The organism is Chelativorans sp. AA-79 (genome assembly GCF_029457495.1).
GTDB lineage: Bacteria > Pseudomonadota > Alphaproteobacteria > Rhizobiales > Rhizobiaceae > Chelativorans.
Map to the genome: position 1 here is coordinate 802,853 of NZ_CP120361.1, position 26,217 is coordinate 829,069.

25 protein-coding genes are annotated in these 26,217 nt (G+C 65.3%); 12 read left to right on the forward strand and 13 right to left on the reverse strand.

Annotated elements, in window-relative coordinates; genetic code table 11:
* The first annotated feature begins 2 nt into the window (after nucleotides 1-2).
* Nucleotides 3-929: a metal ABC transporter permease gene (locus PVE73_RS04080; RefSeq protein ID WP_277365719.1), complete on the forward strand. Its 927-nt coding sequence runs from the start codon at nucleotides 3-5 to the stop codon at nucleotides 927-929.
* On the opposite strand, the gene PVE73_RS04085 is transcribed toward PVE73_RS04080, so the two are convergent.
* Nucleotides 862-3,132, reverse strand: coding sequence for a heavy metal translocating P-type ATPase (locus PVE73_RS04085; protein WP_277365720.1), 2,271 nt, complete (start codon nucleotides 3,130-3,132; stop codon nucleotides 862-864). The two genes, PVE73_RS04080 and PVE73_RS04085, sit on opposite strands and share 68 nt — an antisense overlap.
* Before the next feature lie 68 nt (nucleotides 3,133-3,200).
* Here PVE73_RS04085 and PVE73_RS04090 point away from each other — a divergent pair, with 68 nt between their 5' ends.
* Nucleotides 3,201-3,629: a helix-turn-helix domain-containing protein gene (locus PVE73_RS04090; protein WP_277365721.1), complete on the forward strand. Its 429-nt coding sequence runs from the start codon at nucleotides 3,201-3,203 to the stop codon at nucleotides 3,627-3,629.
* 45 nt (nucleotides 3,630-3,674) lie between these two features.
* Here PVE73_RS04090 and PVE73_RS04095 read toward each other — a convergent pair whose 3' ends face one another.
* The 3 genes from PVE73_RS04095 to PVE73_RS04105 form a co-directional block, all read right to left on the reverse strand.
* Complete coding sequence (locus PVE73_RS04095; RefSeq protein WP_277367339.1) at nucleotides 3,675-4,694, reverse strand: LacI family DNA-binding transcriptional regulator; 1,020 nt, start codon at nucleotides 4,692-4,694, stop codon at nucleotides 3,675-3,677.
* 82 nt (nucleotides 4,695-4,776) lie between these two features.
* On the reverse strand, nucleotides 4,777-5,661 hold the full coding sequence (locus PVE73_RS04100; RefSeq protein WP_277367340.1) for a DMT family transporter: 885 nt from the start codon (nucleotides 5,659-5,661) through the stop codon (nucleotides 4,777-4,779).
* A gap of 196 nt (nucleotides 5,662-5,857) precedes the next feature.
* Nucleotides 5,858-6,334 carry a MarR family transcriptional regulator gene (locus tag PVE73_RS04105; RefSeq protein ID WP_277365722.1) on the reverse strand — a complete coding sequence of 159 codons (477 nt, stop codon included), beginning with the start codon at nucleotides 6,332-6,334 and terminating at the stop codon, nucleotides 5,858-5,860.
* Between the two features lie 142 nt (nucleotides 6,335-6,476).
* Here PVE73_RS04105 and PVE73_RS04110 point away from each other — a divergent pair, with 142 nt between their 5' ends.
* Nucleotides 6,477-7,259, forward strand: coding sequence for a creatininase family protein (locus tag PVE73_RS04110; protein WP_277365723.1), 783 nt, complete (start codon nucleotides 6,477-6,479; stop codon nucleotides 7,257-7,259).
* Between the two features lie 2 nt (nucleotides 7,260-7,261).
* On the opposite strand, the gene PVE73_RS04115 is transcribed toward PVE73_RS04110, so the two are convergent.
* Complete coding sequence (locus tag PVE73_RS04115; protein ID WP_277365724.1) at nucleotides 7,262-7,990, reverse strand: intradiol ring-cleavage dioxygenase; 729 nt, start codon at nucleotides 7,988-7,990, stop codon at nucleotides 7,262-7,264.
* A 152-nt stretch (nucleotides 7,991-8,142) separates the two neighbouring features.
* On the opposite strand from PVE73_RS04115, the gene PVE73_RS04120 reads away from it, so the two are divergent.
* Both PVE73_RS04120 and PVE73_RS04125 read left to right on the forward strand, forming a co-directional pair.
* Complete coding sequence (locus PVE73_RS04120) at nucleotides 8,143-9,180, forward strand: GTP-binding protein (protein WP_277365725.1); 1,038 nt, start codon at nucleotides 8,143-8,145, stop codon at nucleotides 9,178-9,180.
* A gap of 3 nt (nucleotides 9,181-9,183) precedes the next feature.
* A complete protein-coding gene (locus PVE73_RS04125) occupies nucleotides 9,184-10,158 on the forward strand; it encodes a WD40 repeat domain-containing protein (protein ID WP_277365726.1) in 975 nt (324 codons plus the stop codon).
* A 90-nt stretch (nucleotides 10,159-10,248) separates the two neighbouring features.
* Here PVE73_RS04125 and PVE73_RS04130 read toward each other — a convergent pair whose 3' ends face one another.
* The 4 genes from PVE73_RS04130 to PVE73_RS04145 all read right to left on the reverse strand — a co-directional run bounded on the left by PVE73_RS04130 (nucleotide 10,249) and on the right by PVE73_RS04145 (nucleotide 15,626).
* Nucleotides 10,249-10,869, reverse strand: a complete 621-nt coding sequence (locus PVE73_RS04130) for a UdgX family uracil-DNA binding protein (protein ID WP_277365727.1) — start codon at nucleotides 10,867-10,869, stop codon at nucleotides 10,249-10,251.
* 738 nt (nucleotides 10,870-11,607) lie between these two features.
* The gene (locus PVE73_RS04135; RefSeq protein WP_277365728.1) at nucleotides 11,608-12,873 is read right to left on the reverse strand and encodes a glycerate kinase; all 1,266 of its coding nucleotides are present in this window, start codon (nucleotides 12,871-12,873) and stop codon (nucleotides 11,608-11,610) included.
* A 207-nt stretch (nucleotides 12,874-13,080) separates the two neighbouring features.
* Entirely contained in the window at nucleotides 13,081-14,385 is a 1,305-nt protein-coding gene (gene guaD / locus PVE73_RS04140) for a guanine deaminase (protein WP_277365729.1), read from the reverse strand.
* 26 nt (nucleotides 14,386-14,411) lie between these two features.
* Complete coding sequence (locus PVE73_RS04145) at nucleotides 14,412-15,626, reverse strand: urate hydroxylase PuuD (protein ID WP_277365730.1); 1,215 nt, start codon at nucleotides 15,624-15,626, stop codon at nucleotides 14,412-14,414.
* 123 nt (nucleotides 15,627-15,749) lie between these two features.
* Here PVE73_RS04145 and PVE73_RS04150 point away from each other — a divergent pair, with 123 nt between their 5' ends.
* On the forward strand, nucleotides 15,750-16,670 hold the full coding sequence (locus tag PVE73_RS04150; RefSeq protein ID WP_277365731.1) for a LysR family transcriptional regulator: 921 nt from the start codon (nucleotides 15,750-15,752) through the stop codon (nucleotides 16,668-16,670).
* On the opposite strand, the gene xdhC is transcribed toward PVE73_RS04150, so the two are convergent.
* From xdhC to uraH, 4 genes are all read right to left on the reverse strand, one after another.
* Nucleotides 16,671-17,471, reverse strand: a complete 801-nt coding sequence (gene xdhC / locus PVE73_RS04155) for a xanthine dehydrogenase accessory protein XdhC (protein WP_277365732.1) — start codon at nucleotides 17,469-17,471, stop codon at nucleotides 16,671-16,673.
* 265 nt (nucleotides 17,472-17,736) lie between these two features.
* The gene (gene xdhB, locus PVE73_RS04160) at nucleotides 17,737-20,082 is read right to left on the reverse strand and encodes a xanthine dehydrogenase molybdopterin binding subunit (protein ID WP_277365733.1); all 2,346 of its coding nucleotides are present in this window, start codon (nucleotides 20,080-20,082) and stop codon (nucleotides 17,737-17,739) included.
* Nucleotides 20,079-21,557, reverse strand: a complete 1,479-nt coding sequence (gene xdhA / locus PVE73_RS04165; protein WP_277365734.1) for a xanthine dehydrogenase small subunit — start codon at nucleotides 21,555-21,557, stop codon at nucleotides 20,079-20,081. Before xdhA ends, xdhB begins: the two co-directional genes overlap by 4 nt.
* Entirely contained in the window at nucleotides 21,557-21,922 is a 366-nt protein-coding gene (uraH, locus tag PVE73_RS04170) for a hydroxyisourate hydrolase (protein ID WP_277365735.1), read from the reverse strand. The genes xdhA and uraH overlap by 1 nt, the downstream gene beginning before the upstream one ends.
* A 175-nt stretch (nucleotides 21,923-22,097) precedes the next feature.
* Here uraH and puuE point away from each other — a divergent pair, with 175 nt between their 5' ends.
* Genes puuE through PVE73_RS04200 form a run of 6 tightly spaced genes read left to right on the forward strand, consistent with a single transcriptional unit; the run spans nucleotide 22,098 to nucleotide 26,204 of the window.
* On the forward strand, nucleotides 22,098-23,531 hold the full coding sequence (gene puuE / locus PVE73_RS04175; protein WP_277367341.1) for an allantoinase PuuE: 1,434 nt from the start codon (nucleotides 22,098-22,100) through the stop codon (nucleotides 23,529-23,531).
* Complete coding sequence (locus PVE73_RS04180; RefSeq protein WP_277365736.1) at nucleotides 23,528-24,361, forward strand: bifunctional allantoicase/(S)-ureidoglycine aminohydrolase; 834 nt, start codon at nucleotides 23,528-23,530, stop codon at nucleotides 24,359-24,361. Before puuE ends, PVE73_RS04180 begins: the two co-directional genes overlap by 4 nt.
* Nucleotides 24,362-24,382: 21 nt before the next feature.
* Nucleotides 24,383-24,883, forward strand: coding sequence for an ureidoglycolate lyase (locus tag PVE73_RS04185; protein ID WP_277367342.1), 501 nt, complete (start codon nucleotides 24,383-24,385; stop codon nucleotides 24,881-24,883).
* Entirely contained in the window at nucleotides 24,880-25,479 is a 600-nt protein-coding gene (locus PVE73_RS04190) for a nucleoside deaminase (protein WP_277365737.1), read from the forward strand. Before PVE73_RS04185 ends, PVE73_RS04190 begins: the two co-directional genes overlap by 4 nt.
* Before the next feature lie 60 nt (nucleotides 25,480-25,539).
* On the forward strand, nucleotides 25,540-25,800 hold the full coding sequence (locus PVE73_RS04195) for an AbrB/MazE/SpoVT family DNA-binding domain-containing protein (RefSeq protein ID WP_277365738.1): 261 nt from the start codon (nucleotides 25,540-25,542) through the stop codon (nucleotides 25,798-25,800).
* The gene (locus PVE73_RS04200) at nucleotides 25,797-26,204 is read left to right on the forward strand and encodes a type II toxin-antitoxin system VapC family toxin (RefSeq protein ID WP_277365739.1); all 408 of its coding nucleotides are present in this window, start codon (nucleotides 25,797-25,799) and stop codon (nucleotides 26,202-26,204) included. Before PVE73_RS04195 ends, PVE73_RS04200 begins: the two co-directional genes overlap by 4 nt.
* Nucleotides 26,205-26,217 lie beyond the last annotated feature (13 nt).

Here is a 26,217-nt window from a genome sequence, read left to right on the forward strand (position 1 = left end):
CGATGGGTGCCGAATTCGTACAGCTCAGCCTCACGCCGCTGCTGATCGGCGTCCTGGCGGCGATCGCCTGCGCGTTGCCCGGCAATTTCCTCATCCTGCGGCGGCAGGCCCTGATCGGCGATGCGATCAGCCATGTGGTCCTGCCGGGCATCGTGGTCGCCTTCCTGGTCACCGGCACGATTTCCACCTGGCCCATGCTCCTCGGGGCGGCGGGGGCCGCCGTCGTGGCGGTGATCCTCATCGAGACGATAAAACGCGTCGGCCGTATCGAGGCGGGGGCGGCGATGGGCGTCACCTTCACCTCGCTGTTCGCCGCCGGCGTCCTGCTGCTGGAACAGAGCGACACGAGCGGCGTCCATCTCGACGTGGAGCATGCGCTCTACGGCAATCTCGAAAGCCTGATCTGGCTCACCGCCGAAGGGTGGGGCTCGCTTCTCGATCCCGTGGCCTTGGCGGACCTGCCGCCGGAGCTCTTCCGCATGGGCGCGGTGGCAGCTCTGATCGCGGTTCTCGTCATCGTCTTCTGGCGGCCCTTGAAGCTGTCGACCTTCGACGAGGGATTTGCCGGCGCCGTGGGCATTCCCACCGCCGCCTTCGGCTTCGGGCTGGTGATCGCGGCTGCCGTGGCTGCGGTCGCCGCTTTCGATGCGGTCGGCTCCATCATCGTGATCGCCATGTTCATCTGCCCGCCGGCCGCAGCGCGGCTCATGACGAACAGGCTCGAGATCCAGGTGCTCTGGAGCGTGATTTTCGCCATCCTCTCCGCTGTGCTCGGCTATGTGCTTGCCGGCTATGGGCCGCTCTGGCTCGGCGGCCAGCACGCGGTGAGCGCAGCCGGCATGATTGCCACCGTGTCCGGCCTCATCCTGGCGTTCGCCTGCCTGTTTGCGCCGCACCGTGCGCGGATGGGCGCGCCGAAGGGGACTTAGGCCAGCTCCGCGGTTTCCAGCCGAGCAGCCGCATCGCGTTCGCCGTCACCAGCACCGTCGCGCCCGTATCCGCCAGGATCGCCGGCCACAGACCGGTAATGCCCAGGATGGTGGTGAAGAAGAAGAGGACCTTCAGCCCGATCGCGATCGTGATGTTCTGCCGGATATTGCCCATGGTGCGCCTTGAAAGCTCCACCATGGCGGCAACATCGCTTACCCGCCCGTGCAGGATGGCGGCATCGGCGGTCTCCAGCGCCACGTCGGTGCCGCCCCCCATGGCAATGCCGATATCGGCGGCGGCGAGCGCCGGGGCGTCGTTGATGCCGTCGCCTACCTTGCCGACCTTCAGACCGCCGGCCTTCAATTCTCCCACGATGCGGCTCTTGTCCTCCGGCAGAAGCTCGGCACGAGCCTCGATGTTCAGAGAGCCGGCGATCGCCTCCGCCGTGCGCCGGTTATCTCCGGTCAGCATCAAGGCGCGAATGCCCTGCGCCTCGAGATTTGCAAGCCCGGAGCGGGCGTCCTCCCGCGGCTCGTCGCGCATGGCGATGGCCCCGAGCGCCTTTTCTCCCACGAGCAGGACGGATACGGTCTTGCCCTCGTCGTTGAACGTGGCGAGTGAGCGCGACTGCTCCTTCGAGAGCGCCTGCCGCTCGCCCGCGGCGTTGACGGAGCCCAGGAAGAGCGGTCGCCCTTCAACAGTCCCCGTCACACCTTTGCCGCCGACGGCAGCACTTCTCGTGGCTTCGGGAATGGCGATGCCCTCCTGGGCAGCGCGTTCCAGGATGGCGGCGGCGAGCGGATGACTGGAACCCTGTTCAAGCGCGGAGGCCAGCCGCAGCACCTCGCGCTGGTCGCCGTCGAACGCGATGATGTCGGTCACCTTCGGCTTGCCTTCGGTCAGCGTGCCCGTCTTGTCGAATGCGATCGCCTGCAACCGGCCTGCGCCTTCGAGCACCGCTCCGCCCTTCATGAGCAGACCGCGCCGCGCGCCGGAGGCGAGTGCGGCGGCAATGGCCGCCGGCGTGGAGATCACCAGCGCGCAGGGACAGCCGATGAGGAGGATCGCCAGCCCCTTATAGACCCATTCCGACCAGGGCTCGCCCGTGGCGAGCGGCGGGAGGCACGCGACGAGAGCCGCCAGCACCACCACGCCCGGCGTATAGTAGCGGGAAAAGCGGTTGATGAAGCGCTCGGTCGGCGCCTTCTTCTCCTGCGCCTCCTCGACCAGCTTGATGACGCGGGCGATGGTGTTGTCCTCCGCCGCCGCGGTCACGCCCACGCGCAGCGCCGCATTGCCGTTCACCGTGCCCGCGAACACCGGGTCCCCCGGTCCCTTGGAATTCGGAATGCTTTCGCCCGTTACGGGCGCCTCGTTGACGCTGCTTTCTCCGGACAGAATCTCGCCGTCGGCGGCGATCCGGTCACCGGGACGCACCAGGATCACGTCGCCGACCGAGAGCCGTTCTGCGGGAATCTCCTCGATTCCGCCCTTCCTCTCCACGCGGGCAAGCCTGGGCACGAGATCGGCAAGCCCGCGTATGCTGGCGCGCGAACGGTCGGCCGCCACCCCTTCCAGCAGTTCCCCGACCAGGAAAAGGAAGATGACGGCAGCGGCTTCCTGGACCGCACCGATGAAGATGGCGCCCACTGCGGCGATTGTCATCAGCGTCTCGATGGAAAAGGGCGTCCCGGTCACGGCCGCGGCAAAGGCGCGGCGGGCGATCGGCACAAGTCCTACAAGCATCGCAAGGCCAAAGAACCACTGCTCGTATCGCGGCAGAAGCCAGCCGGCACCGTAAGCGACCAGGAATGCCAGGCCCGATGCCAGGGTAAGCTGTACTGCGGGCCGCTGCCACCATCGTGCCTCGCGGGTGATGCCTCGATGTATCGTATCGTCAGGGATGTCGCGCGAGCCACCACCGCTGCAGCATGGAGCCGCGCAGGCTTCGGCGCCGTTTGCGCCGGGACCCGTCGTCGTCTGAGGGGCGATGCGATAGCCGAGCCGCGTCACCCGCCTTGCGATCTCGGAGTCAAGTTGTGCCCCGTCTGCATGCTCTACGGTCATCGTGCCGCTCACGACTGAAACCGCGACATCCTCGACACCCGGTATGCGGCGCACGGCCGTGTCGACCTTCTGCGCACAGCCCGCGCAGTCCATGCCGTCGACCCGATAGCGGCTCTTGCGTGCTGCCTCGGCCATTCATCGCCTCCTTGATCTCGTACGACGGCAGGCCTACCTCCTCTAGCGACTAGAGGAGCAAGCAAAAAATGACTGCACGCGGATTTTCCATCGGCGAGGCCGCCCGGCAGAGCGGCGTCAAGGTGCCCACGATCCGGTTTTACGAGCAGATCGGCCTCCTTCCGGCGCCGCCGCGTAGCGAAGGCAACCGGAGGCAATATGGCGAGAAGGACCTGAATCGCCTGGCCTTCATACGCCACGCACGGGAGCTGGGCTTCGAGGTCGCAGATATCCGCGAGCTCCTGACGATGACGGAGCAGCCGCAAAGTTCCTGCCACGAGGCCGACAGCATAGCCGCGAGGCATCTCCGCGAGATCGAGGAGCGGATCACCAAGCTCCAGGCCTTGCGGGGCGAATTGAGGAGAATGGTCGAGGAGTGCGGACACGGAAAGGTGTGCGAGTGCCGCGTCATCCAGGTTCTGGCCGATCATGGCGAGTGCCGCAGTCACACGCATTGATCGCCAGTTCTGCGGAAAGCCAAGTCGCCTCGCGGATGCTCCGCGCTATCTGTCCACGGGCTTCCCGGTCGATTGGCGGACATGCAGTTCCGGCTTGATCAGCACCTGGACAGGGTTCACCTCCGCTCCGTTCAGCCTGTCGAGCAGCACGCGGGCGGCACGCCGGCCCACCTCCCGCTGGCCGTTCCAGACCGTCGTCAGCGCCGGGGTGGCGATCGCTGCCTCTTCGAGATCGTCGTAGCCGGTCACGGAGATATCGACGCCCGGCACGAGCCCGGCGCGGGCGATGCCGTTCATGAGGCCGATGGCGACAAGATCGTTCCAGCAGACCGCGGCCGTCGGCTTGTCCTTCAGTGCCAGGAAAGCGCCCGTCATTTCGAAGCCCGCCTGCTTCGTGCGCGGGCCGGGGAAGCGCCATCCCGGCCGCACTTCCAAGCCGGCCTTCTGCATGGCCGCCACATAGCCCTGATATCGGTCACGGCCCGTCGAGGTCTGGTCGGTGCCGCCGACCATCGCGATGCGCGTGTGGCCGAGCGAGATGAGGTGGTTCGTGGCAAGCCCGATTCCATAGGCGTCGTCACCGCGGAAGACAGGCACGCGCGCGCCCTCCACCGTGCGGGCGATGAGGACGGCCGGAAGCCCATTGTCCTCCGCCATCCGGATGTCCTCGGGGGGCGTGCCGATGGCGGGCGACATGATCACGCCGTCGGCGCCGAGCTGCAGCAGCGTGTCGAGGAAGGTGCGCTGCTTCTCCAGTTGGTCATAGTGGTTCGACAGCAGAAAAGTCTGGCGCGAGCGGTCGAGCTCGCTTTCGATGGAGCGCAGGATCTCGGCGAAGAACGGGTTCATGATGTCGTGCACCACGACGCCCACGATGCCCGACCGGGATGTGCGCAGGCTTGCCGCCCGCCGGTTGTAGATGTAGCCGATCGCCCGCGCGTGCTCCTTGATGCGCTGGCGCGTGGCCTCCGCCACGAGGGGGCTGTCCCGCAACGCCAGCGAAACCGTTGCCGTCGACACGCCCAGGGCGTCGGCAATGGTGGAAAGCTTGATCTTCTGCGCCAGCGCGCCCCTCCTTCGCGGAGCTGCCTCTTCGGGTGCTCCTTAAACTGTTTAAGGCTCGCTTATGCCATCGCGCTCGGGAAGGTCAAAGCTTTTTTGCCAGCGTCTCGGTCTCGGCGGTGGGGAGACTGCGGCTGGCAAGCCGCAGCCGATGCTCGCGATGCACGATGTAGAGGCCGCTCGCTACGATGATGGCCGCTCCCACGAGCGTGGCTGCGTCCGGCAATTGGCCGAAGACGAGATAGCCGAGGCCGATCATCCACACGATCTGCAGATAGGGATAGGGTGCCAATGCGATGGTCGTCGCCTGGCGGAAGGCGAGGATGAGGAGCCAGTGCCCGACGCCTCCGAAGAAGCCGAGCGACAGGAGGACCGCCCATTGCAGCGGCTCCTGCGGCAGGGAGCCGTAGAGCGGCACGGCGGGCGCCATCAGGATCACCGGGCACAGCGCGGAATAGAAGATCAGGCTCTCGGCCGTCTCGGTCGCGCCCATGCGGCGCGTGAGGATCACGTAGAAGGAATAGGACGTCATCGAGCAGAGGGCGAAGACGTGGCCGACACCGAAGGCGCCGAAGCCGGGGCGCGTGATGACGAGCATGCCGAGGAAGCCGAACAGGATCGCCGCCCAGCGCCGCCACCCGGCCCATTCGCCGAGCAGCGGCCCCGCGAGCGCGGTGATGAACATGGGCGCGAAGAAGCTGATCGACACGGTCTCGGCAAGCTGCAGCGTCTTCAGGGCCTGGAAGTTGAAGAAGGTGGAGCCGAACAGGAAAACGCTGCGCAGGAGCTGCCACGGCAGGCTCTTTACCGCGAAAATTGCCGGGTTGCGCCAGGCGCGCAGGAGAAGAAGCACCAGCACGAGGTGGATGGCGAAACGCGCCCAGGCGACGAAGGGCGCTTCGAGCCCGCCGGTGACGAGGAACTTGGCGCTGGTGTCGAGGCAGGAGAACAGCAGTCCCGCGCTGAACATGAGGGCGATGGCGGAAGCCGGTGCGGCCGGCTCGGCGGCCGCGCGCGGGTCCCTGCTTGGCTCCGGGTCGGCTGCAGTCTTCATTCGTCGGGATTTCGTGTGTGAGAACGCATCACAAGATGCGCATACGCCTTTACGGCCGGAAAGCAAGGGCGGCGTGGTGCCGCCGGCGGGGCGGCCGGCACGGAAGAGGCGTTCAGGCGTCTTCCTCGACCTCTTCCTCTTCCTCCACGATGATCGGAGCCTTGCGGGAAAGATTGGCCTCGATGCGCGCGAGAAGCTTCACCAGCGCCTTCTGCTCCTTCTTGTCGAGACTCTTCAGCGCCTGCTTCTCCGTCTTGCGCACCGAGCGCTCGATGGCGCGGATCAGCTCGGCGCCGCTTTCGGTGAGATAGACATGGGCGCGGCGCGCGTCGGTGTCGGAGGCCCGCTTCTCCAGGAAACCCTGGGCGGCAAGCCGGTTGATCGTCTTGGTGATCGTCGGCGGGCGCACGCCCAGCTTCTCGGCGAGCTGGCTCGGCGTCAGGCCGTTCTCCTGATCGAGGGCCAGCATGATCTTGTCCTGGCCGGCATAGAGGCCCTGGTCTAGAAGCCGCTCGGCGAGCGCCGTGCGCGAAAGCCGGGCAGCCGACTGGAGCCGGCCAATGATCGAACCCTTGGATGTCCTTGACATGAGATCGCTTCCTATGCCCGCCTACGGCGATTGAGGCCCACAAAAGATAGTCCGGCGCGCGACGACGACAATGGTGAGCCAGCTTGCCGCACCGGCCTGCACAGGTTAGCTTTTCGCCTCGCCGGCTATCTTTTTCGAGCCTATGCCAAATCGGCGTTTCAATCATGTGACAAACGGAGTTTCCGTGGCAAGCCATGAAAAGATAGCCGTCCTGCCTCTGGGCGCGACAGAGCAGCACGGGCCGCACCTGCCGCCCGAGACGGACTGGATCATCGCGGAGGCCGTCGCCGAGAGGACCCGGGCGCGGTCCGGTGACGCAATCAAGCTCGATATCCTGGCGGTCGAGAAAGCCGGCTACTCGATCGAGCATTCTGACGACCCGCGCACGGTCTCGCTCGGCTTCGACGAGGCGGTTCGGCGCTGGGTGGGCATCGGCGAAGATCTTTGCCGACGGGGCACTCGCAAATTCGTCATGCTGAACGCCCATGGCGGCAATTCTCCTCTCATGACCATCGCGGCAACGGAACTGCGCGCCCGCCACCGCATGCTTGCGGTGGCGACGAGCTGGACGCGCTTCGGCACGCCGCCCGGCCTCGTGCCGGAGGAGGAGAAGGCACAGGGCATCCATGGCGGCTTCATCGAAACGTCCGTGATGCTGGCGCTGCGGCCGGACCTCGTAGAGTTGGAAGAGGCTCGCGATTTTCCTTCCGAGCAGGCGCGGTTCCAGCGGGAGTTCACCCATCTGAGAGCCTACGGTCCGCACGCCTTCGGCTGGATGATGCGCGATCTTTCGCCTGAAGGCGTGGTGGGCAATGCCGCCGCCGCAAGCCGCGAAGCGGGCGAAAGGCTGCTGGAGCATGCGGTTTCGGGCTTCGCCGAGCTGCTCGCGGATGTCGACCGCTTCGACCTCAAAGCCTTGAGATAGCGCTAACCCGCCACCGCGATGACGAGTGCTGCCTCCGCCGTCCCGCCTGTCCGCTCCGTCTCGGCGAGCGCGGACGAGCCGGCGCGCCGGGCAATGCCGTCGCGGTCGTTGAAGGTCGCAGCTTGGAGCGCGCGGCTGTTATAAGGGGCGATCTCCGTGTAAACGGAGCGGCTGAACTCGTCTGGGAAGAACATCTGCCCCGTCAGCACGCTGCGCTCGTTCGGAAACGCCTTGAAATGGATGTGGGGCGTGCGCCCGGGATACCAGCCGGGATAGATGGTCGAGAAGGTGGCTATTCCCTGCTCATCGGCAAACTGCGTGCCGCGCAGGAAGCTTTCGCCCGTCGTGTCACGGCGGCCGGGCTGTCGCGGATAGCCGGAATAGGCACCCTCGGCATCGCAATGCCATATATCCACGCGTGCGCCGGGAATGGGTTCGCAGGAGGCGTCTACCACCTGCAGCCGCACCCGCAGGGGAAGACCGGGCACGCCTTCCGCGATATCCGACCGCTCGAGCTTGGGATCGAAGTAGAAGGGACCTTCCGTCGTCTCCGGCATGATGGAGCAGACGCCCGCGCCGGTGATCAGCGGCTGGGCGGCGGCTGCCGTCCGCGTCTTGCTGAAGAGTTCGGCCGTAAGGAACGTGCCTCCTCCGGCGGTCACCGCCAGAAGCGCGAAGGCTTTTCGTCGGGTGATCGTCGTCATTCTCTCGCCCTTCATCAATCGAAGCATTCAGTCGTCCTCACCAGGTTAGCCGCTGGATGCCGCAGCGACGAATGAACTCTTCGTAAGAATGGAAGCGGCGGGCCAACTCCGCCCGTGCAAATCGGGCCGCGGCGTCTTATATGGACGGCAACGACCATCATTCGCCCGCGAGGGAATCCATGTCCGAACAGCTTTCGCAAATCCCGGTCACGGTCCTGACCGGCTATCTCGGCTCCGGCAAGACCACGCTTCTGAACCGCATCCTCTCGGAAGATCACGGCAAGCGCTATGCTGTGATCGTCAACGAGTTCGGCGAGATCGGCATCGACAACGACCTCATCGTCGAATCGGACGAGGAGATCTACGAGATGAACAATGGCTGCGTGTGCTGCACCGTGCGCGGCGACCTCGTGCGCGTGGTGGAGGGGCTGACGCGCCGGCCGGGCCGTTTCGACGCCATCATCGTGGAGACCACGGGGCTGGCCGATCCGGCCCCCGTGGCGCAGACCTTCTTCATGGACGACGATGTGCGCGCCAAGACCAAGCTCGACGCCGTGGTGGCGCTGGTGGACGCCAAGCACCTGCCGCTGAGGCTCAAGGACTCCCGAGAGGCGGCGGACCAGATCGCCTTCGCCGACGTGGTGGTGCTCAACAAGACAGATCTCGTTTCGCCCGAGGAGCTTCGCCAGGTGGAAGCTGCCGTGCGGCAGATCAATCCGAGTGCGCGCATCCACAAGACGGAGCGCGCCGGCGTGGCGCTGTCGGACGTGCTCGATCGGGGCGCTTTCGACCTGCAGCGCGCGCTGGAAAGCGATCCGCATTTCCTCGACGACCATGATCACGATCATGACCACCACGACCACGACCACGACCACGATCATGACCACCATCACCATCATGGCGCCCTTTCCGATATTCACGATGTCGGGGTGACCTCGATCTCGCTGCGTGCGGGTGAGATGGATCCGAAGAAATTCTTTCCCTGGATCCAGAAGACCACGCAGATGGACGGGCCGAACATCCTGCGGCTCAAGGGCATCATCGCGCTCGCCGACGATCCGGAGCGCTATGTGGTGCAGGGTGTGCACATGATCGTCGAGGGCGACCACCAGCGCGCCTGGAAGGAGGGCGAAAAGCGCGAAAGCCGCTTGGTCTTCATCGGCCGGGAGCTCGATGCCGAACGCCTGAAGCGCACCTTCGAAGCTTGCCAGGCCTGAGGCATGCCTACTGTTGCCCCGCTGGACCTCGACGGCCACTGCATTGCAACCGTATGGCTGAACGACATCCCGCATTTCGCGCTGGCGGACGGTGTCGTCCACCGGCTGGACAACGGCCACAAGTGGGCGGAACTGCATGACGGGTTGCTTTCGGCCATTCCGACGCGCGATCACCGGCGACTCTTGACGGGCGGCGAAGACGGCAGGGCATGCGCCCTCTCTCCGGACGGCTCCGTGGAGCAGCTTGCCGAGATCGGCCGCAAATGGGTGACGAGCGTGGCCGCCGGCCCTCAGGAGATGGTCGCCTTCGCGAGCGGGCGGGTGGCTTACGTCCGCTTTCCGGAAGGCAGGATCCGCGAGTTCCAGCATCCGCGCAGCGTGGAAGGACTCGCCTTCGCGCCCAAGGGCATCCGGCTCGGCGTGGCGCGCTACAACGGCGCCACGCTGCATTTCCCTGCCACCGAGGGAAAGCCGACCGAGCTTGAATGGGCGGGCGCGCATACCGGCATCACCTTCTCGCCGGACGGCAGCTTCCTCGTCACGACGATGCAGGAGAACGCCCTGCACGGCTGGAAGTTCTCCGACGGCAGGCATATGCGCATGGCGGGCTATCCGTCGAAGGTGAAGAGCTGCTCCTGGAGCGCGAAAGGGCGCTGGCTCGCCACCTCCGGCGCGCCGGCGGCGATCGTCTGGCCCTTCCAGGGCAAGGACGGGCCGATGGGCAAGGCGCCGCTGGAGCTCGGCACGCGGGGCGATGTGATGGTCACCCAGGTTTGCTGCCATCCTGTGGAGGACATCGCGGCGATCGGCTATTCCGATGGCATGATCCTTGCCGCGCGCTTTGCGGACGCCAAGGAGGTGCTCCTGCGCCGGCCGGGCAAGGGCGCGGTAACGGCCATGAGCTGGGACGGCGAGGGCCGCCGCCTTGCCTTCGGCACCGAGGCCGGCGACTGCGGCGTGGTCGACATCTCGGCCTAACAAGTGCCCTGCGAAGGGTTTCGCCAATCGTCGACGCTGCGAAGCAGGGGCCGGAGCCGGCAGGGCAACCTGGCGCGCTGGCGCTGAAGATCACCCCCTCATCATCTTCTTCACCCTGCGCATGTCCGCGGCAAAGAGTTCGCGCGCGCGGTGCCTGTCCATCTCATCCGGAATGCGCAGAAGGGAGGAGGGGTGGACCGTGATGAAAACGGGCACACCTTCCAGGCTTTCTGCCACCGTGCCGCGCAGTTTCATCACCGGCACCGCCTTGCCAATCAGCGCCCGTGCCGCCGTCGCACCCAGCGCCACCGCCACATCGGGCTGGATCTGCGTCAGTTCCTGATCCAGCCACCAGCGGCAGGCGCGGATTTCGCCCGCATTGGGTTTGGAGTGGATGCGCCGCTTGCCGCGCGGCTCGAACTTGAAATGCTTCACCGCATTGGTGACATAGGTCTTCTTCCGGTCGATGCCGGCCTCTTCCAGAATGGCATCGAAGAGCCTGCCCGCGGGGCCGACGAAGGGGCGCCCCTCGATGTCCTCCTTGTCGCCCGGCTGCTCGCCCACGAACACCACGCGCGCATTGCTTCCACCCTCGCCGAAAACGGTCTGGGTGGCGTTCCTGTAGAGATCGCAGCGCGTGCAGCCTGCAGCATCCTCCCGCAGGGCATCCAGAGAAGCTGCGACGGTCTTCTCGGCGGTGTCCACAGCCATGGCTATTCCCTTTGACAAAAAAGCCGGCCCAGGGCCAAATGTTCCCCGCAAGCTCGGCGGCGGGGATAAAATCCGCCCCTCCGGAATTTTTCTCACCCGCCAACCCTCTGTTCCCACTCGCTATTCGCTGTTTCATCAATCGCTCATTCCACTCTTTTTCTCCCCACCCTCTCAGCCCGTATTATTCTTTCCCCATCGCTCTCGCGGGAACCGGATGCGCACCGGGTGTTCGGGAGGGCGGCGGAAACCTCCCTCCCCAGGATCGGAACCTGGGGATCCGAGGGCCCGCGACAGGCCGGCGGTGCCGGGGCGGTGGGTGACAGACGCCGTTTCCGGAAAAACGGATGCTGGGTGAGAGACGGCATCGCGGAAACCGCGGAGAAGCCGCCAGGGCTCTCCTTCGGCCCGGCAGAGACCACCCCCTTCATTGGGTGCAGCCGGGAAGGAGAAGGGTCCGAGTGATCGGCCGAGGTCGGGACAGACTCCGGCGGGGGTGAGGAGCGGTCCGCGCAGCGGACGAAAAGCCAACGATTTGGCTTTTCGAGCGAACGAACGCCCGGAGCGAAAGCGGAGGGCCAAAGGGAGCGCCTTTTTAATTTTGTGGCGTGAACAGTGCGCCCCGCTTCCCAAACCAATCAATGGCCAGACGCGAAAGCGGGCGTGGCGACGGTGAGGCACGGCTTGATGTTCGGATCACGGAAACGGCGACGCGAAGGGGCCGAAACGATCCTGAGCGCTTCACCTCACCAGCACCGCCCTCAGATCATTCACATTCGTTCCCGTCGGGCCGGGGGCGAAAAGATCTCCCAGCGCGCGGAAGGCGCTCCAGGAATCATGGGCGGCGAGCAGCGCCTTCGGATCATGGCCCAACGCGCGCAGGCGGAGCGTGGTGGTGTAGTCTGCGAAGGCGCCGGCATTGCTTTCCGAGCCGTCGATACCGTCGGTATCGGCGGCGAAGGCGTCGATGCCCGGAACGCCGTCGATGGCAAGCGCGAGCGACAGCAGGAACTCCGTATTGCGGCCACCGCGCCCGCCCTTCCCACGAATCGTGACGGTGGTCTCGCCGCCGGAGAGCATCAGCACGGGTCTTTGGAAGGGCCGGTCGCGCAGCGCGACCTCGCGGGCGATCGCCGCATGCACCCGGCCCACCTCGCGCGCTTCGCCTTCGATCGCATCGGAGAGGATCACGGTTTTGACCCCTTGTTTCTCCGCCTCGGCGGCGGCGGCTTCGAGCGAGCGGGCGGCGGAGGCGACGATGCGCACCTCATTGCCGGCAAAGCGCGGGTCGTCGGGCTTCGGGGCGTCGGCTGCCTGCGAATGCAGATGGCGGAGCGCCGCCGCGGGCAGGCGGAGGCCATAGGCCTTCACCACGGCAAGCGCATCCTGGCGCGTCGCCGGGTTCGGGACGGTGGGCCCGGAGGAAACGAGCGCCGGATCGTCACCGGGAATATCGGAGACGACGAGGGAGACCACGCGCGCCGGATGTGCGGCTGCGGCGAGCCTGCCGCCCTTGATGGTGGAAAGATGTTTTCGCACCGTGTTCATGGCAGAGATCGGCGCGCCGGAGGCAAGCAGCGCCTCGTTGACGGCTATCTCGTCCTCCAGCGCCATTCCGGGCGGCGGGGAGGGGAGCAAAGCCGAACCGCCGCCGCAGATCAGCGCCACAACCAGATCATTTTCCGTGAGGTTGCCGACGAGGCGGAGGAGGTGGCGCGAGCCCTCGAGCCCAGCCGCATCGGGCACCGGATGGGCCGCCTCCATGACCGCGATCCGCTTCGTGGGCGCGCCATAGCCGTAGCGGGTGACCACGGCGCCTTCCAGCGGTCCGTCCCACGCTTCCTCGAAGGCTTGCGCCATCTGGGCGGCGCCCTTGCCGGCACCGACCACGATGGTGCGGCCCTTGGGGCGCTCCGGCAGGAAAGCGGGGATGATCCTTTGCGGGTCGGCGGCGGCGACGGCGGTGCGGAAGAGGCTTTCGAAGAATGGTTCTGGCGAGATTGTCATGAAAGCCTCCCGATTTCCTTCCGATAGAGCCCTGTGTGAATGGCTCTTAGGCTCGGCCGTCGGCGAGGGTATCGACGGTCAGGCATGGATCCTTGGGCTTGACCCGAGGATCCATGCCTGAGCGATCCCAAATCGCGCCGGTCAAGTCAAAGAGCTTGGTAGTTCTAAGTTACTGAGGTTAGCAAGAGAAGGGCTCGTCTGGTGACGCTAAATCTGCCCCTTCGCCGCCCGCCCCGCCACATAGGTCTCCACAACCGCGCGGTCGTCGCCGAGGGTCTGGAGCACGAAGAGCTCCTCGGCAAGGGTTTCGGCGCGTTCCATGCGCAGGCGCATGGCTGGCGTGGCGCGGGCGTCGAGGACGACGAGATCCGCATCGGTGCCCGGCTCCAGCGTGCCGATGCGGTGACCGAGCGAGAGTGCCTCGGCATTGCCGCGCGTGATCTGCCAGAAGGAGGCGAGGGGATTGAGCTTTTCTCCGTGGAAGGCGACGACCTTGTAGCCCTCGTCCATGGTGCGCAGCATGGAATAGCTGGTGCCGCCGCCCGTGTCGGTGGCGGCTGCGATGCGCAGCGGCTTTTCGCGCCGGCGATAACGGAAATAATCGAAGAGCCCGGAGCCCAGGAACAGGTTCGAGGTGGGGCAGAAGACGGCGACGGAGCCCGACTCGGAAAGCGCGTCCGCCTCGCGGTCCGAGAGGTGGATGCAGTGGCCGAAGAGGCTTTTCGGGCCGAGAAGGCCGTAGTGTTCGTAGATGCCGGTGTAGTCCTTCGCCTGCGGGTAGAACTCGCAGGCAAGCGCGATCTCGGCGTGGTTTTCCGAAAGATGGGTCTGCAAGTGCAGATCCGGGTGATCGGCCACCAGCGCCTGCACCATCTCCATCTGCTCGGGGCTCGAGGTGATGGCGAAGCGCGGCGTGATCGCATAGTGGAGCCGGCCCGTGCCGTGCCACTTCGCGATCAGCGCATTGGTGTCGTCGTAGCTCGATTGCGGCGTGTCGGTGAGTGCTGCCGGCGCGTTGCGGTCCATCATCACCTTGCCTGCGATCATGCACATGCCGCGTCGCTGGGCTTCGGCGAAGAAGGCGTCGGCCGATTGCGGGTGGACGGTGCAGTAGATCGCAGCCGTGGTGGTGCCGTGGCGCACCATCTCGTCCAGGAAGAAGCGCGCGATGCGGGCGGCATGGCCGGCGTCGCCGAACTCGGATTCGGTCGGGAAGGTATAGGTGTTGAGCCAATCGAGGAGCTCCGCCCCGTAGCTCGCGATCACCTGCATCTGCGGGAAATGCGCATGCGCATCGATGAAGCCGGGCAGGAGCAGGTGCGGACGATGGTCGATCACGTCCGCATCGGCGGCCGCCGGCGCGATCGCCGTGTAATCTCCGCAGGCGCTGATGACGCCGCCTTCCACCAGCACCGCGCCGTCTTCCTCATACCGGTAGGAGGCATGATCGTCGAAGGCCAGCGGCTCGGCGAGGAAAGTGAGCAGGCGGGCGCGGATCAGGGTTTTCGCCATCGTATCTTGCCTTTCAGGCGCGGGGCTCAGCGCGCTTCCTCGAACCAGGTGGCGAGCAGCCGGCGCTCGTCTTCCGTCATGCCCGAGACGTTTCCCGGCGGCATGGCGTGGCTGCGGCCCGCCTGAAGGTAGATTTCGCGGGCGTGGGCGGCAATGCCCGCATCCGAATCGAGCAGCACGCCCTTGGGTGCGGCATGGATTCCTTCATAGCCGGGCTCGGCCGCATGGCACATGGAGCAGCGCCCCATCACCGTATCGCGCACGGCGGGAAAATGCGCCGAGGCGATGAAGCGCTCCTCCGCGGCGGAGGCCCGGCGCTCGCCGGTCAGCACCCCGGGCACGGTGGAGAGCCACATGACGATGACGAAGAGGATGCCTGTTGCCGCCCAGGTCCAGTGCGGATTGCCCTTTCGCGCGTGCACGGTGTTGAAATAGTGGCGGATGAGCACGCCGATGATGAAGATCAGCGCGGCGATGATCCAGTTGAACCTGGTGCCGAATGCAAGCGGGTAATGATTCGACAGCATCAGGAAGATCACCGGCAGGGTGAGATAGTTGTTGTGCAGGGAGCGCTGCTTGGCCTGAAGCCCCAGCTTCGGGTCGGGCGTGCGGCCGGCCTTCAGATCCGCCACCACGATCTTCTGGTTGGGGATGATGAGGAGGAAGACATTCGCCGACATGATCGTGGCGGTGAAGGCGCCGAGATGCAGGAAGGCTGCGCGGCCGGTGAAGAGCTGCGTGTAGCCCCAGCTCATGGCAACGAGGATGGCGTAGAGCACCAGCATCAGCCCGGTGTCGCTTCTTCCCAGCGGGGACTTGCAGAGCGTGTCGTAGACGAGCCAGCCGAGCCCGATGGAGGCCAGCGAGATCAGGATCGCCACCGGGGCGGAGACGTCGAGCACGCTGCGGTCGATGAGAAATAAGTCCGCGCCGGCATAGTAGACGATGGCAAGCAGCGCGAATCCGGACAGCCAGGTGGAGTAGGACTCCCACTTGAACCAGGTGAGGTGTTCGGGAAGGGACGCCGGCGCGACCATGTATTTCTGGATGTGGTAGAAGCCGCCGCCATGCACCTGCCACTCCTCGCCGGAGACGCCCTCGGGCAAGCCTGGGCGCTTCACGAGGCCCAGATCCAGCGCGATGAAATAGAAGGACGAGCCGATCCAGGCGATGGCCGTCACCACGTGCAGCCAGCGCACTGCGAAGGAAAACCAATCCCACATCACCGCGAAATCGTTCATGCCCGTTCCCACTCCGGTTTTGGACCGAGCTTACGGTTTCCGTTCTAAAGGAAAAGGGATGGCAGACACGATGACTTTCAAATTTATCTGGAAAATGACTGTGCGAATGGGTTTTAAGGCTGCATGGCCTATCTCGACAATATCGCGGTCTTCGTGCGCGTGGTGGAACTGGGCAGCCTTTCGGCTGCCGGGCGGGACATGCGCATTTCGCCGGCCGTGGCCTCGAACCGCATCAAGGAACTGGAGAAGCATCTCGGCGTGCGGCTCCTGAATCGCACCACGCGGCAGCTCACGCCGACCGAGCACGGCCGCGCCTTCTATGACGGTGCAAAGAAGGTGATCGAGGCCGTCGAGGAGGCGGAAGCGGCCGTGGCCGCGCTTTCCGGCCAGCCGCGCGGGACGATCCGGGTCACCGCGCCGCTCGGATTGGGCAAGAGGCTGATCGCCAGCGGCATTCCCGAGTTCCGCGAGCGCTATCCGCATATAGAGGTGCGGCTGAGGCTCTCCGACCACGAGGTCGACATCATGCGCGAGGGCATCGATGTCGCCTTCAAGCTGGGGCTCCTGGAAAATTCCAGTCTGCGCATGCGCGGCATCATGGATTGCGAGCGCGTGCTCGCCGCCTCGCCCGCCTATCTGGAACGGCGGGGAGAGCCCGAGCGGCCGGAGCAGCTGGTGGAGGACGGGCACGATTGCCTGATGCTGCGCTTCCCGGGCACGCGCGAATATTTCTGGACGCTCCAGACACGGGAGGGGCCGAGGAAATTCGAAGTGCGCGGGCCCTTCGACACGGATGACGGAGACGTGATCACCGGTTGGGCGCTCGCCGGCCACGGCATCATCAACAAGCCACGCTTCGAGATCGAGCCCTTCCTGCGCGACCGGCGGCTCAAGGTCATCCTGCCCGACACACCGCCCGCGCCGGTGAAACTCGCGGCCGTCTATCCGCACAAGAAGCTGCAGGATCCGAAAGTGCGCCTGCTCGTGGATTTCATGGCCGAGCGGTGCCAGCGCATGATCGGCGAGATTCTCCGGGGGCGATAGTCAGCTCAGCGCCCGCATCACCTCAGCTGCCGTCAAGGCGGCGATGACGGCCGGGCGCTTGTCGTGTACGTCGGCGCCGCCGATGGGCGTGACGAGGCGGGCGAGGCGGGACTCGTCACCGCCGTTCTTCAGATACCAGCTTTTGAAGGTGGCCTTCTTCGTCCTCGACCCGATCATGCCGACATAGGCGGCGTCGTCGCGTGCCAACGCCTCGGACACGATCAGGAAGTCGAGCGCGTGGTCGTGGGTGAGCACGATGAAGGCGGAGCGGAGCGGCGCTTCACGAACGGTCTCCTCGGGCACCGCCGTCAGCCTGGTCTCCACGCCGGAGGGTATTCCTTCCAGCGCCTCGACCCGCGTCTCGACGAGAATCGTGCGCACGGGAAGCAGCGCGAAGGCGGCGGCCAGTGCATGGCCCACATGCCCGCCGCCGAGGAGATGGACATGCGGGCGCGCGGCGTCCTCGGCTTCGGTACGCTTCACAAGCTGCGCGCGCGCATCCGGCTCCGCTATGCGGATGTCGAGCGCCACGCGGCCGCCACAGCACTGGCCGATTTCAGGGCCGAGCGGGATATCCATCGCTCCGCTCTCGATGTTCTCCGCGATCAGTTCGCGGGCCTTGGCGATTGCCAGGAATTCGAGCTGCCCGCCGCCGATCGTGCCGAGGGTCTTTTCAGGCGAAACCAGCATCCACGCTCCCTCTTCGCGCGGGGTGGAGCCTTTTGCCTCGGCCACGGTGACAAGGGCTGCGGCAGGGGAGGCATCGAGGAAGGCGGCGAGGCTTTTGGCGAGGGCGGTCATGGCGAGTGGGACCGCTTGTTTTGAGTGCGGCTCGAGAGTAGGCGGCAGCGTCTCTTACCCCCCTCTGCCCTGCCGGGCATCTCCCCCTCAAGGGGGGAGATTACGCCTTCGCCGTCGCCTCGCTCTTGCTTGATGCGTTGCAAAGCTGGCGCATAGGCCTCGGCCAGCCAATCTCCCCCCTTGAGGGGGAGATGCCCGGCAGGGCAGAGGGGGGTGACAGAAGGCGAAAACATTTCAGAACAATAGCGAGCCAAGGCCCCGCAATCTACTTCCCCGCTTCCGCCTTCAGCCTTTCGACCGCCATCAGCACGCGTTCGGGTGTGGCGGGGGTGTCGAGGCGCGGGCAGATCTTGTGGCCGGCGACGCTCGCCACCGCATCGGAAAGAGCGTGCAGAACGGAGATGGCCAGCATGAAGGGCGGCTCACCCACGGCTTTGGAACGGTGGATCGTGGGTTCCGTGTTCTCCGCCCAATCGGCGAGCTGCACGTTGAATATCCTGGGCCGGTCGGAGGCGAGGGGAATCTTGTAGGTGGAGGGCGCATGGGTGCGCAGCCCGCCCTTTTCGTCCCAAACCAGCTCCTCGGTGGTGAGCCAGCCCATGCCCTGGATGAAGCCGCCCTCGACCTGGCCGAGATCGATGGCGGGGTTCAGCGACTTTCCGGTTTCGTGCAGAATGTCGACCCGCTCGACCATGTATTCCCCGGTGAGCGTGTCGATCGACACTTCGGAGCAGGCGGCGCCATAGGCGAAGTAGTAGAACGGCCGGCCGCAGCCTTTTTCCCGGTCCCAATGGATCTTCGGCGTCTTGTAGAAGCCGGCGGCGGAGAGCTGGACACGGGCCATATAGGCCTGGCGGACCAGACCGGCGAAGGGAATCTCCTGGTTGCCCACCCGCACCCGGTTGGGCAGGAAAACGATCTGTTCCTTCGGCACCTCGTAGTGACGGGCGGCAAAGTCGATCAGGCGGTCCCTGATCTGGCGGGCGGCGTTCTGTGCGGCCATGCCGTTCAGATCCGAGCCGGAGGACGCGGCGGTCGCCGAGGTGTTGGGCACCTTGCCCGTGGTGGTGGCGGTGATCTTCACCTGGTCGATATCGATCTGGAACTCCTCGGCGACCACCTGGGCGACCTTCACGTAAAGACCCTGGCCCATTTCCGTGCCGCCGTGGTTCAGGTGCACGGAACCATCCGTATAGACATGCACCAGGGCGCCGGCCTGATTGAAATGGGTGGCGGTGAAGGAGATGCCGAATTTGACGGGGGTGAGCGCGATGCCGCGCTTCACGACCGCGCTTCGGCCGTTGAATTCAGCGATGGCGCGGCGGCGGGCGGCATAGTCGGCGCTTTCTTCCAACTCCGCCACGATGCGGTGGACGATATTGTCCTCCACCGTCTGATGGTAGGGCGTGACGTTACGCTCCGCCTCGCCGTAGAAGTTCTTCCTGCGGATTTCGAGCGGGTCCTTGCCCAGCGCGAAGGCCACCTCCTCGATCACGCGCTCTGCTCCGACCAGCCCCTGTGGGCCGCCGAAGCCGCGGAAGGCGGTGTTGGAGACCGTGTTGGTGTAGAGCGGCGCCGAGACGGCACGCACGGCGGGATAGAAATAGGCGTTGTCGCAGTGAAACAGCGCGCGGTCCGTCACCGGGCCGGACAGATCGGCGGAGAAGCCGCAACGGGCGGCGTAGGTGAAGTCGACGCCGAGGATGTTGCCCTCGTCGTCGAAACCCACGTCGTAGTCGATCAGGAAATCGTGCCGCTTGCCGGTGACGATCATGTCGTCGTCGCGGTCCGGGCGGAGCTTCACCGGCCGGCGGGTCTTCCGGGCAGCGATGGCCGCAACCACGGCAAAAAGGTTGGCCTGTGTTTCCTTGCCGCCGAAGCCGCCGCCCATGCGGCGCACCTCTATGGTGACGGCGTGGGACGGCACGCCCAGTGCCTGCGCCACCATGTGCTGCACTTCGCTGGGATGCTGCGTGGAGGAGTGAACGGTGACGTCCGTATCCTCGCCGGGCATGGCGAAGGCAATCTGGCCTTCGAGATAGAAATGGTCCTGCCCACCCACGCGCATCCGGCCCGCGATGCGGCGGGGGGCGGCGGCGATGGCCCGGGCCGCGTCGCCGCGCTCGAGTTTCAACAGCTTCGTGACGAGACGGGGATTTTCGGGTTCGGCATCGGCGACATCGATGATGGCCGGCTTTTCTTCGTATTCGATCTTTGCCAGGCGGCAGGCGCGGCGGGCGGCTTCGCGGGTTTCCGCGATGACGGCAAAGATGGGTTGGCCGAGGAACTGAACATCGATTTCGGGAAAGATCGGCTCATCGTGATGCCCGGTGGAGCCGATATCGTTCTCGCCGGGCACGTCCTTGGCCGCGAGCACCGCCACCACGCCAGGGGCGGTCTCGACCTCCGAAAGGTCCATGGAAAGGATCGTGCCGTGGGCGACGGTCGAGAGACCGAGATAGGCGTGCAGCGTGCCCGCGGGCTCGGGCATATCGTCGATATAGACCGCCTCGCCGGTGACGTGCTTGTGGGCGGAATCGTGGCGGCGGTCGGTGGCGACACCGCCGGTGATTTTGGGGGCTGTGACATTTTGGGAGGCGTGTTTGTTCATACCGCCTCCTCGTATCGCTCGACCGTCACCGGCCCGCTTGTTCCCGAAGTATCCAGGAAAAACCGCCTCAGCAGGTTTTTCGCCGCGAGCATCCGGTATTCGGCGGAAGCGCGCATGTCCGTGATCGGCGTGAAGTCCCGCTCGTAGGCGGGCAAAGCCTGTTCGACGGTTTCCATCGTCCAGGGCTTGGCGGTGAGTGCGGTTTCCGCGGCGAGCGCGCGTTTGGGTGTGGCCGCCATGCCGCCATAGGCGATGCGGATGGAAGCGACCGTATGATCCGCGCCGAGCTCCATGTGGAAAGCGCCGAGCGTGACGGTGATGTCCTCGTCGCGACGCTTCGAGATCTTCCAGGCGGCGAAGTGAGCGTCGGGCGCGGGTAAGGGCACGTGCACGGCTTCGACAAATTCGCCGGGCTGCCGGTTCTGCTTCCCGTAGGCGATGAAGAAGTCTTCCAGCGGGATGGTGCGCCGCCTGGCACCTTTGCGCAGGGTGAGGGTCGCGCCGAGCGCGATCAGGGGAGGCGGCGTGTCGCCGATGGGCGAGCCGTTGGCGATGTTGCCGCCGATCGTGCCCATATTGCGCACCTGGTCGCCGCCGATGCGGTCTATGAGCCGGCCGAAAGCCGGAATGCACTCCGCAAGCAGTGAGAAGGCGTCCGAATAGCTGACGCCGGCACCGATGGTGAGGACGCCGTCGCTTTCCGAAATCGTCCGCAATTCCTCGATGCCGCCGATGAAGACCGCGGGCGCGATCTCGCGCATGAATTTGGTCACCCACAGGCCGACATCGGTGGAGCCGGCGACGAGGGTGGCGTTCGGCTCCGCCTCCAACACTTCGGCGAGATCATCTACGCTTGCAGGAACGACGAGGCGCTCGCGCCCGTGACCCATCTCGACGCACGTGCCGTCCCTCATGGCCTTGAGTTCGGCAATGACCCTCCCGCGCTCCAGCGCCAGCGGGTCAGAACCGGGGTCGCCATAGGAGGAAATGGCGCGGGCGGCGCGCACGATGGGCTCGTAGCCCGTGCAGCGGCAGAGATTGCCCTGCAGCGCCTTCTCGATTGCCTGTTCGGAGGGGCGCGGGTTCCGCATCCACAGTGCATAGAGCGACATGACGATGCCCGGCGTGCAGAAGCCGCATTGGGAGCCGTGGAAATCCACCATCGCCTGCTGGACGGGATGGAGGCTGCCATCAGGCCGCTGCAGGTGCTCGACGGTGACGACGTGGCAGCCATCGAGCGAGGCAAGGAAGCGGATGCAGGCGTTGACGCCTTCATAGACGAGGGCATCGCCGGAAAGCCGGCCGACCAGCACCGTGCAGGCGCCGCAATCCCCCTCTGCGCAGCCTTCCTTCGTGCCGGTCAGGCGGCGGGCGAGGCGGAGATAGTCGAGCAGGGTTTCTTCCGGCCGCACGTCGGTGAGCGCGACCTTCAGGCCGTTCAGGAGGAGGCGGATTTCGTGGCGAACTGCCGTCATCAGCTCCCCCGGTAGGTCGAATAGCCATAGGGCGAAACGAGCAAAGGCACGTGGTAGTGCGCAAGCTCCGAAATCCCGAAGCGGATGGGCACGCGGTCGAGAAAGGCCGGCGCGGGGAGCGCCACCTGGCTGGCGCGCAGATAGTTGCCGACTTCGAAGATCAGCTCGTATTCGCCGGGCGCGAACGCGCTGCCTTCCAGAAGCGGCGCGTCGCAGCGCCCATCCGCGTTGGTGCGGACGGTCTTCAGATACGTGCGGTTCTCGCCATCCAGCCGGTAGAGCGTGATCTCCATGCCCGCGGCGGGCCGGCCTGCCGCCGTGTCCAGGACATGGGTCGTCAGCCGGCCTTCAGCTCGCTCGCCCATGCGGTCTCCCCTGTTTTTCTCATCGTAGCCGGTGATTGTGCGGCAAATCTGCGAGGCGCATAAGGGGGGTGCGGGGGAAAGGCTGCAGAAAGACTTTCAAATTTTTCGACGGGAATGATCGCCCGCACCTTGGACTATCCTTGAAAGAGGCGAGATGACAGACGAGAAAGGCCAGATGCGCTACTGCCGGAACATGCGCGGCTACGGCCCCAAGCCGCCGGACCCGAAATGGCCTGACGGCGCCCATGTGGCCGTGCAGTTCGTCGTCAACTACGAGGAGGGCGGGGAGAACTGCGTCCTCCACGGCGACGCGGCTTCGGAGGCGTTCCTGTCGGAGATCGTGGGTGCGGCGCCCTGGCAGGACATGCGCCACTGGAACATGGAATCAATCTACGAATATGGCGCGCGGGCAGGCTTCTGGCGGCTGCACCGCATGTTCACGGAGGCGGCAGTTCCCGTCACCGTCTATGGCGTGGCGAGCGCATTGGCGCGCTCTCCGGACCAGGTGGCGGCGATGAAAGAGGCGGGATGGGAAATCGCCAGCCACGGTTTGCGCTGGATCGATTACCGGGCGCATTCGCAGGAGGACGAGCGCCGCGATCTCGAGGAAGCCGTGCGGCTGCATGCGGAGGTGGTGGGCGAGCGGCCTCGGGGGCTTTATCTCGGGCGGACTTCGGTGAATTCGGTGAAGCTTGCCATCGAGGAGGGCGGGTTCGACTGGATCTCCGATACCTATGACGACGACCTGCCCTATTGGCTCGACCATGACGGGCAGGGCAATGCCACGCGGCCGCAACTCGTGATCCCCTATACGCTCGACGCCAACGACATGCGTTTCGCCACGCCGCAGGGGTTCAACTCGGGCGACCAGTTCTCCGCCTATCTCAAGGATGCGTTCGATACGCTTTATAACGAGGGAAAGGCGGGGCGGCCGGCCATGATGAGCGTGGGCCTGCACTGCCGGCTCGTGGGGCGGCCGGGGCGGGCGGCGTCGCTCAAGCGCTTCATCGACTATGTGAAAAGCCATGAAAAGGTATGGCTGCCTCGGCGCATCGACATCGCACACCATTGGATGGAACATCATGCCTATCAGCCGCCGAAACTGAGGCCGAGCCGGATGGGCAGGGCCGAGTTCGTCGAACGCTTCGGCTCGATCTTCGAGCATTCGCCGTGGATCGCGGAGCGGGCGTTCGGACTGGAGCTTGGCCCGGCGCACGATAGCGCCGGAGGTCTCGCCAATGCGCTGGCGCGCGTCTTCCGCAGGGCAAGCGAGGAGGAGAGGCTGGGCGTGCTGAAGGCCCATCCCGATCTTGCGGGAAAGCTCGCAGCGGCGAGGCGGCTCACGCCGGAATCGGCCCGCGAACAGGCTTCGGCAGGGCTCGACGCACTGACGGACGAGGAGCGCGCGCGCTTTACCGAGCTCAATACACGCTACGTGGGAAAATTCGGCTTTCCCTTCATCATCGCCGTCAAGGACAATACGAAGGAGAGCATCCTGCGCGCCTTTGAGACACGCACCGAGAACAGCCGCGAGCAGGAATTCGCCACCGCCTGCGGGCAAGTGGAGCGCATCGCCTATCTGAGGCTCAAGGACGTGCTGCCGTCATGACCGGAAACTACTTCGCGCCAAAGGGCGGCCACCCGCCGCAGACGGAGCTTCTGACGGGGCGGGCGGTCTTCACCGAGGCCTATGCGGTGATCCCCAAGGGGGTGATGCGCGACATCGTCACCAGTTGCCTGCCGTTCTGGGAGAAGACCCGCTGCTGGATCATCGCGCGGCCCCTTTCCGGCTTCGCGGAGACGTTTTCGCAATACATCATGGAAGTGCAGCCGGGCGGCGGCAGCGAGAAGCCCGAGCCCGACGGCGCGGCGGAAGCGGTGCTCTTCGTGGTGGAGGGCGAGCTGACGGTGCATCTCGACGGACGGATGCATCGCATGCAGCCCGGCGGCTTTGCCTTTCTGCCGCCCGCGAGCCGCTGGACGGTGCGCAACGAAGGCTCGGCGCCTGCACGCTTCCACTGGATCCGCAAGGCTTACGAGGCGGTGGACGGGATCGAGGTGCCGGAAGCGTTCTTCACCAGCGACAATGACGTGGCGCCAACGCCTATGCCGGGCACGGAGGGGAGGTGGGCCACCACGCGCTTCGTGGACCCCGAGGATATGCGCCACGACATGCATGTGACGATCGTCACCTTCGAGCCGGGTGCGGCGATCCCCTTCGCCGAGACCCATGTGATGGAGCACGGACTCTATGTGCTCGAAGGCAAGGCCGTCTACCGGCTCAACCAGGATTGGGTGGAGGTGGAGGCTGGCGACTTCATGTGGCTGCGCGCCTTCTGCCCGCAAGCCTGCTACGCCGGCGGGCCCGAAAAATTCCGCTACCTGCTTTACAAGGACGTGAACCGGCATGCGAAGCTTTGGCCGTTGGGCGGACGGTGACGTCATGATGTCAGTGGGGATATCATGAGGATCATCGCCCAGCCGTTGACGCGGGAGGCTTTCGCTCCATTCGGCGACGTGATCGAAGCGGAGGGTGCCGAAAGCTTTCCTATCAATAACGGCAGGACGCAGCGGTTTCACGACCTGGCGCGCGTGGAGATGACGGGGGAGAAGGCGCGGGTGCTCGTCAGCATCGCGCGGGGGCAGCCCTACGATCTGCCGCTGACGCTGAGGATGGTGGAGCGCCATCCGCTGGGCAGCCAGGCCTTCGTGCCGCTTTCGCCGCGCCCCTTCCTGGTGACCGTCTGCCCGGATGAAACGGGCCGCCCGGGCACGCCGCGCGCCTTCATCACCAAGCCTGGACAGGGCGTGAACTATGCGCGCAATACCTGGCACGGCGTGCTGACGCCGGTCGGGGAAGAACAGGACTTCCTCATCGTCGATCGCGGGGGAGACGGCAGCAATCTGGAGGAGTACTTCTTTTCCGACCTGTACGAGATCCATGTGCCGGAACAGCCATGAAACCCGACAATCCCACCCTGATCGACCGCCTGCTCGAGGTCATCGAGCAGAACATCGTGCCGAAGACACGGGCCGGCGTGGAAGCAGGAAACAAGCTCTTCGGCGCGGCGATCCTGAGGAAAGGCGATCTTTCCTTGGTATTGGCGGAGACGAACAACGAGTTGGAGAACCCGCTGTGGCACGGCGAAATGCACGCGCTGAAGCGGTTCTATGAACTGCCAAAGGACAAGCGGCCCGACACCGCGGACTGCATCTTCCTTTCCACGCATGAGCCCTGCTCGCTCTGCCTCTCGGCCATCACCTGGACCGGCTTCGACAATTTCTTCTACCTCTTCAGCCATGAGGATTCGCGGGACGCCTTCGCCATCCCGCATGACCTCAAGATCCTGAAGGAGGTCTTCCGGCTGGACCCCGGCGGCTACAATGCGGAAAACGCCTTCTGGAAGAGCTATTCGATCCCTGCTCTTGGGCGAAAACTGCCGGAGCCGGAGAGAAGCCGGGTCTCGGAAAAAATCGCGCGGCTGACCGAAACCTATGCGCAGCTTTCAGAAATCTATCAGGAGAGCAAGGCGGGGAACGCCATTCCGTTGAGTTGACAGCCTTGCGGGGCACATTGATGGTATATATCATGGTATATACCATCAATGGAGGCGCCCATGCCCCGGACCGCAAAGCTTTTCTGGAATGGCCGCAGCCAAGCCGTGCGTCTGCCGGCGGAATTCCGCTTCGAGGGCGATGAGGTGGAAATTCGCCGCGATCCGGCCACGGGAGATGTGGTTCTCTCGCCCAAGCCGCAACGGACGGGATCGTGGGACAGGTTTTTCAGGCTGCGTGACCAGATTCCTCCCGAGGAATTGGAAGGATTCATGGAGGATCGTGAGCAAGGACTCCATGAACGGGACGACCCGCTGGCATGAAGCCGCCCTTCATGCTGGACACCAATGTGGTGAGCGCCTTCATGCATGGCCGCAGCCGCGCCTTGGACAGGCGGATCTCAGCCTATGGGAAGGACGATCTTTGCGTTTCCGTCGTGAGCTATGGCGAGACCAGATACGGGCTCGCCCTGCGGCCTGGGGCGAAACACCTTGCTGCCGCCGCGGAGCTGTTGTTCGGTCTCGTAAAAATATCGCCGTGGACGCCGGAGGCAGCATGCCGCTACGGCGAGATGCGCGCCGAATTGCGCAGGCGGGGGCGCACGATGCAGCCGCTCGACATGCTCATCGCCGCGCACGCGCTTGAAGCTGGCGCAACGCTGGTGACCAGCGACCGCGCGTTCCGCTTCGTGCCGGGGCTTGCCGTCGAGAACTGGCTCGACGACTAGATCATGATGCCGC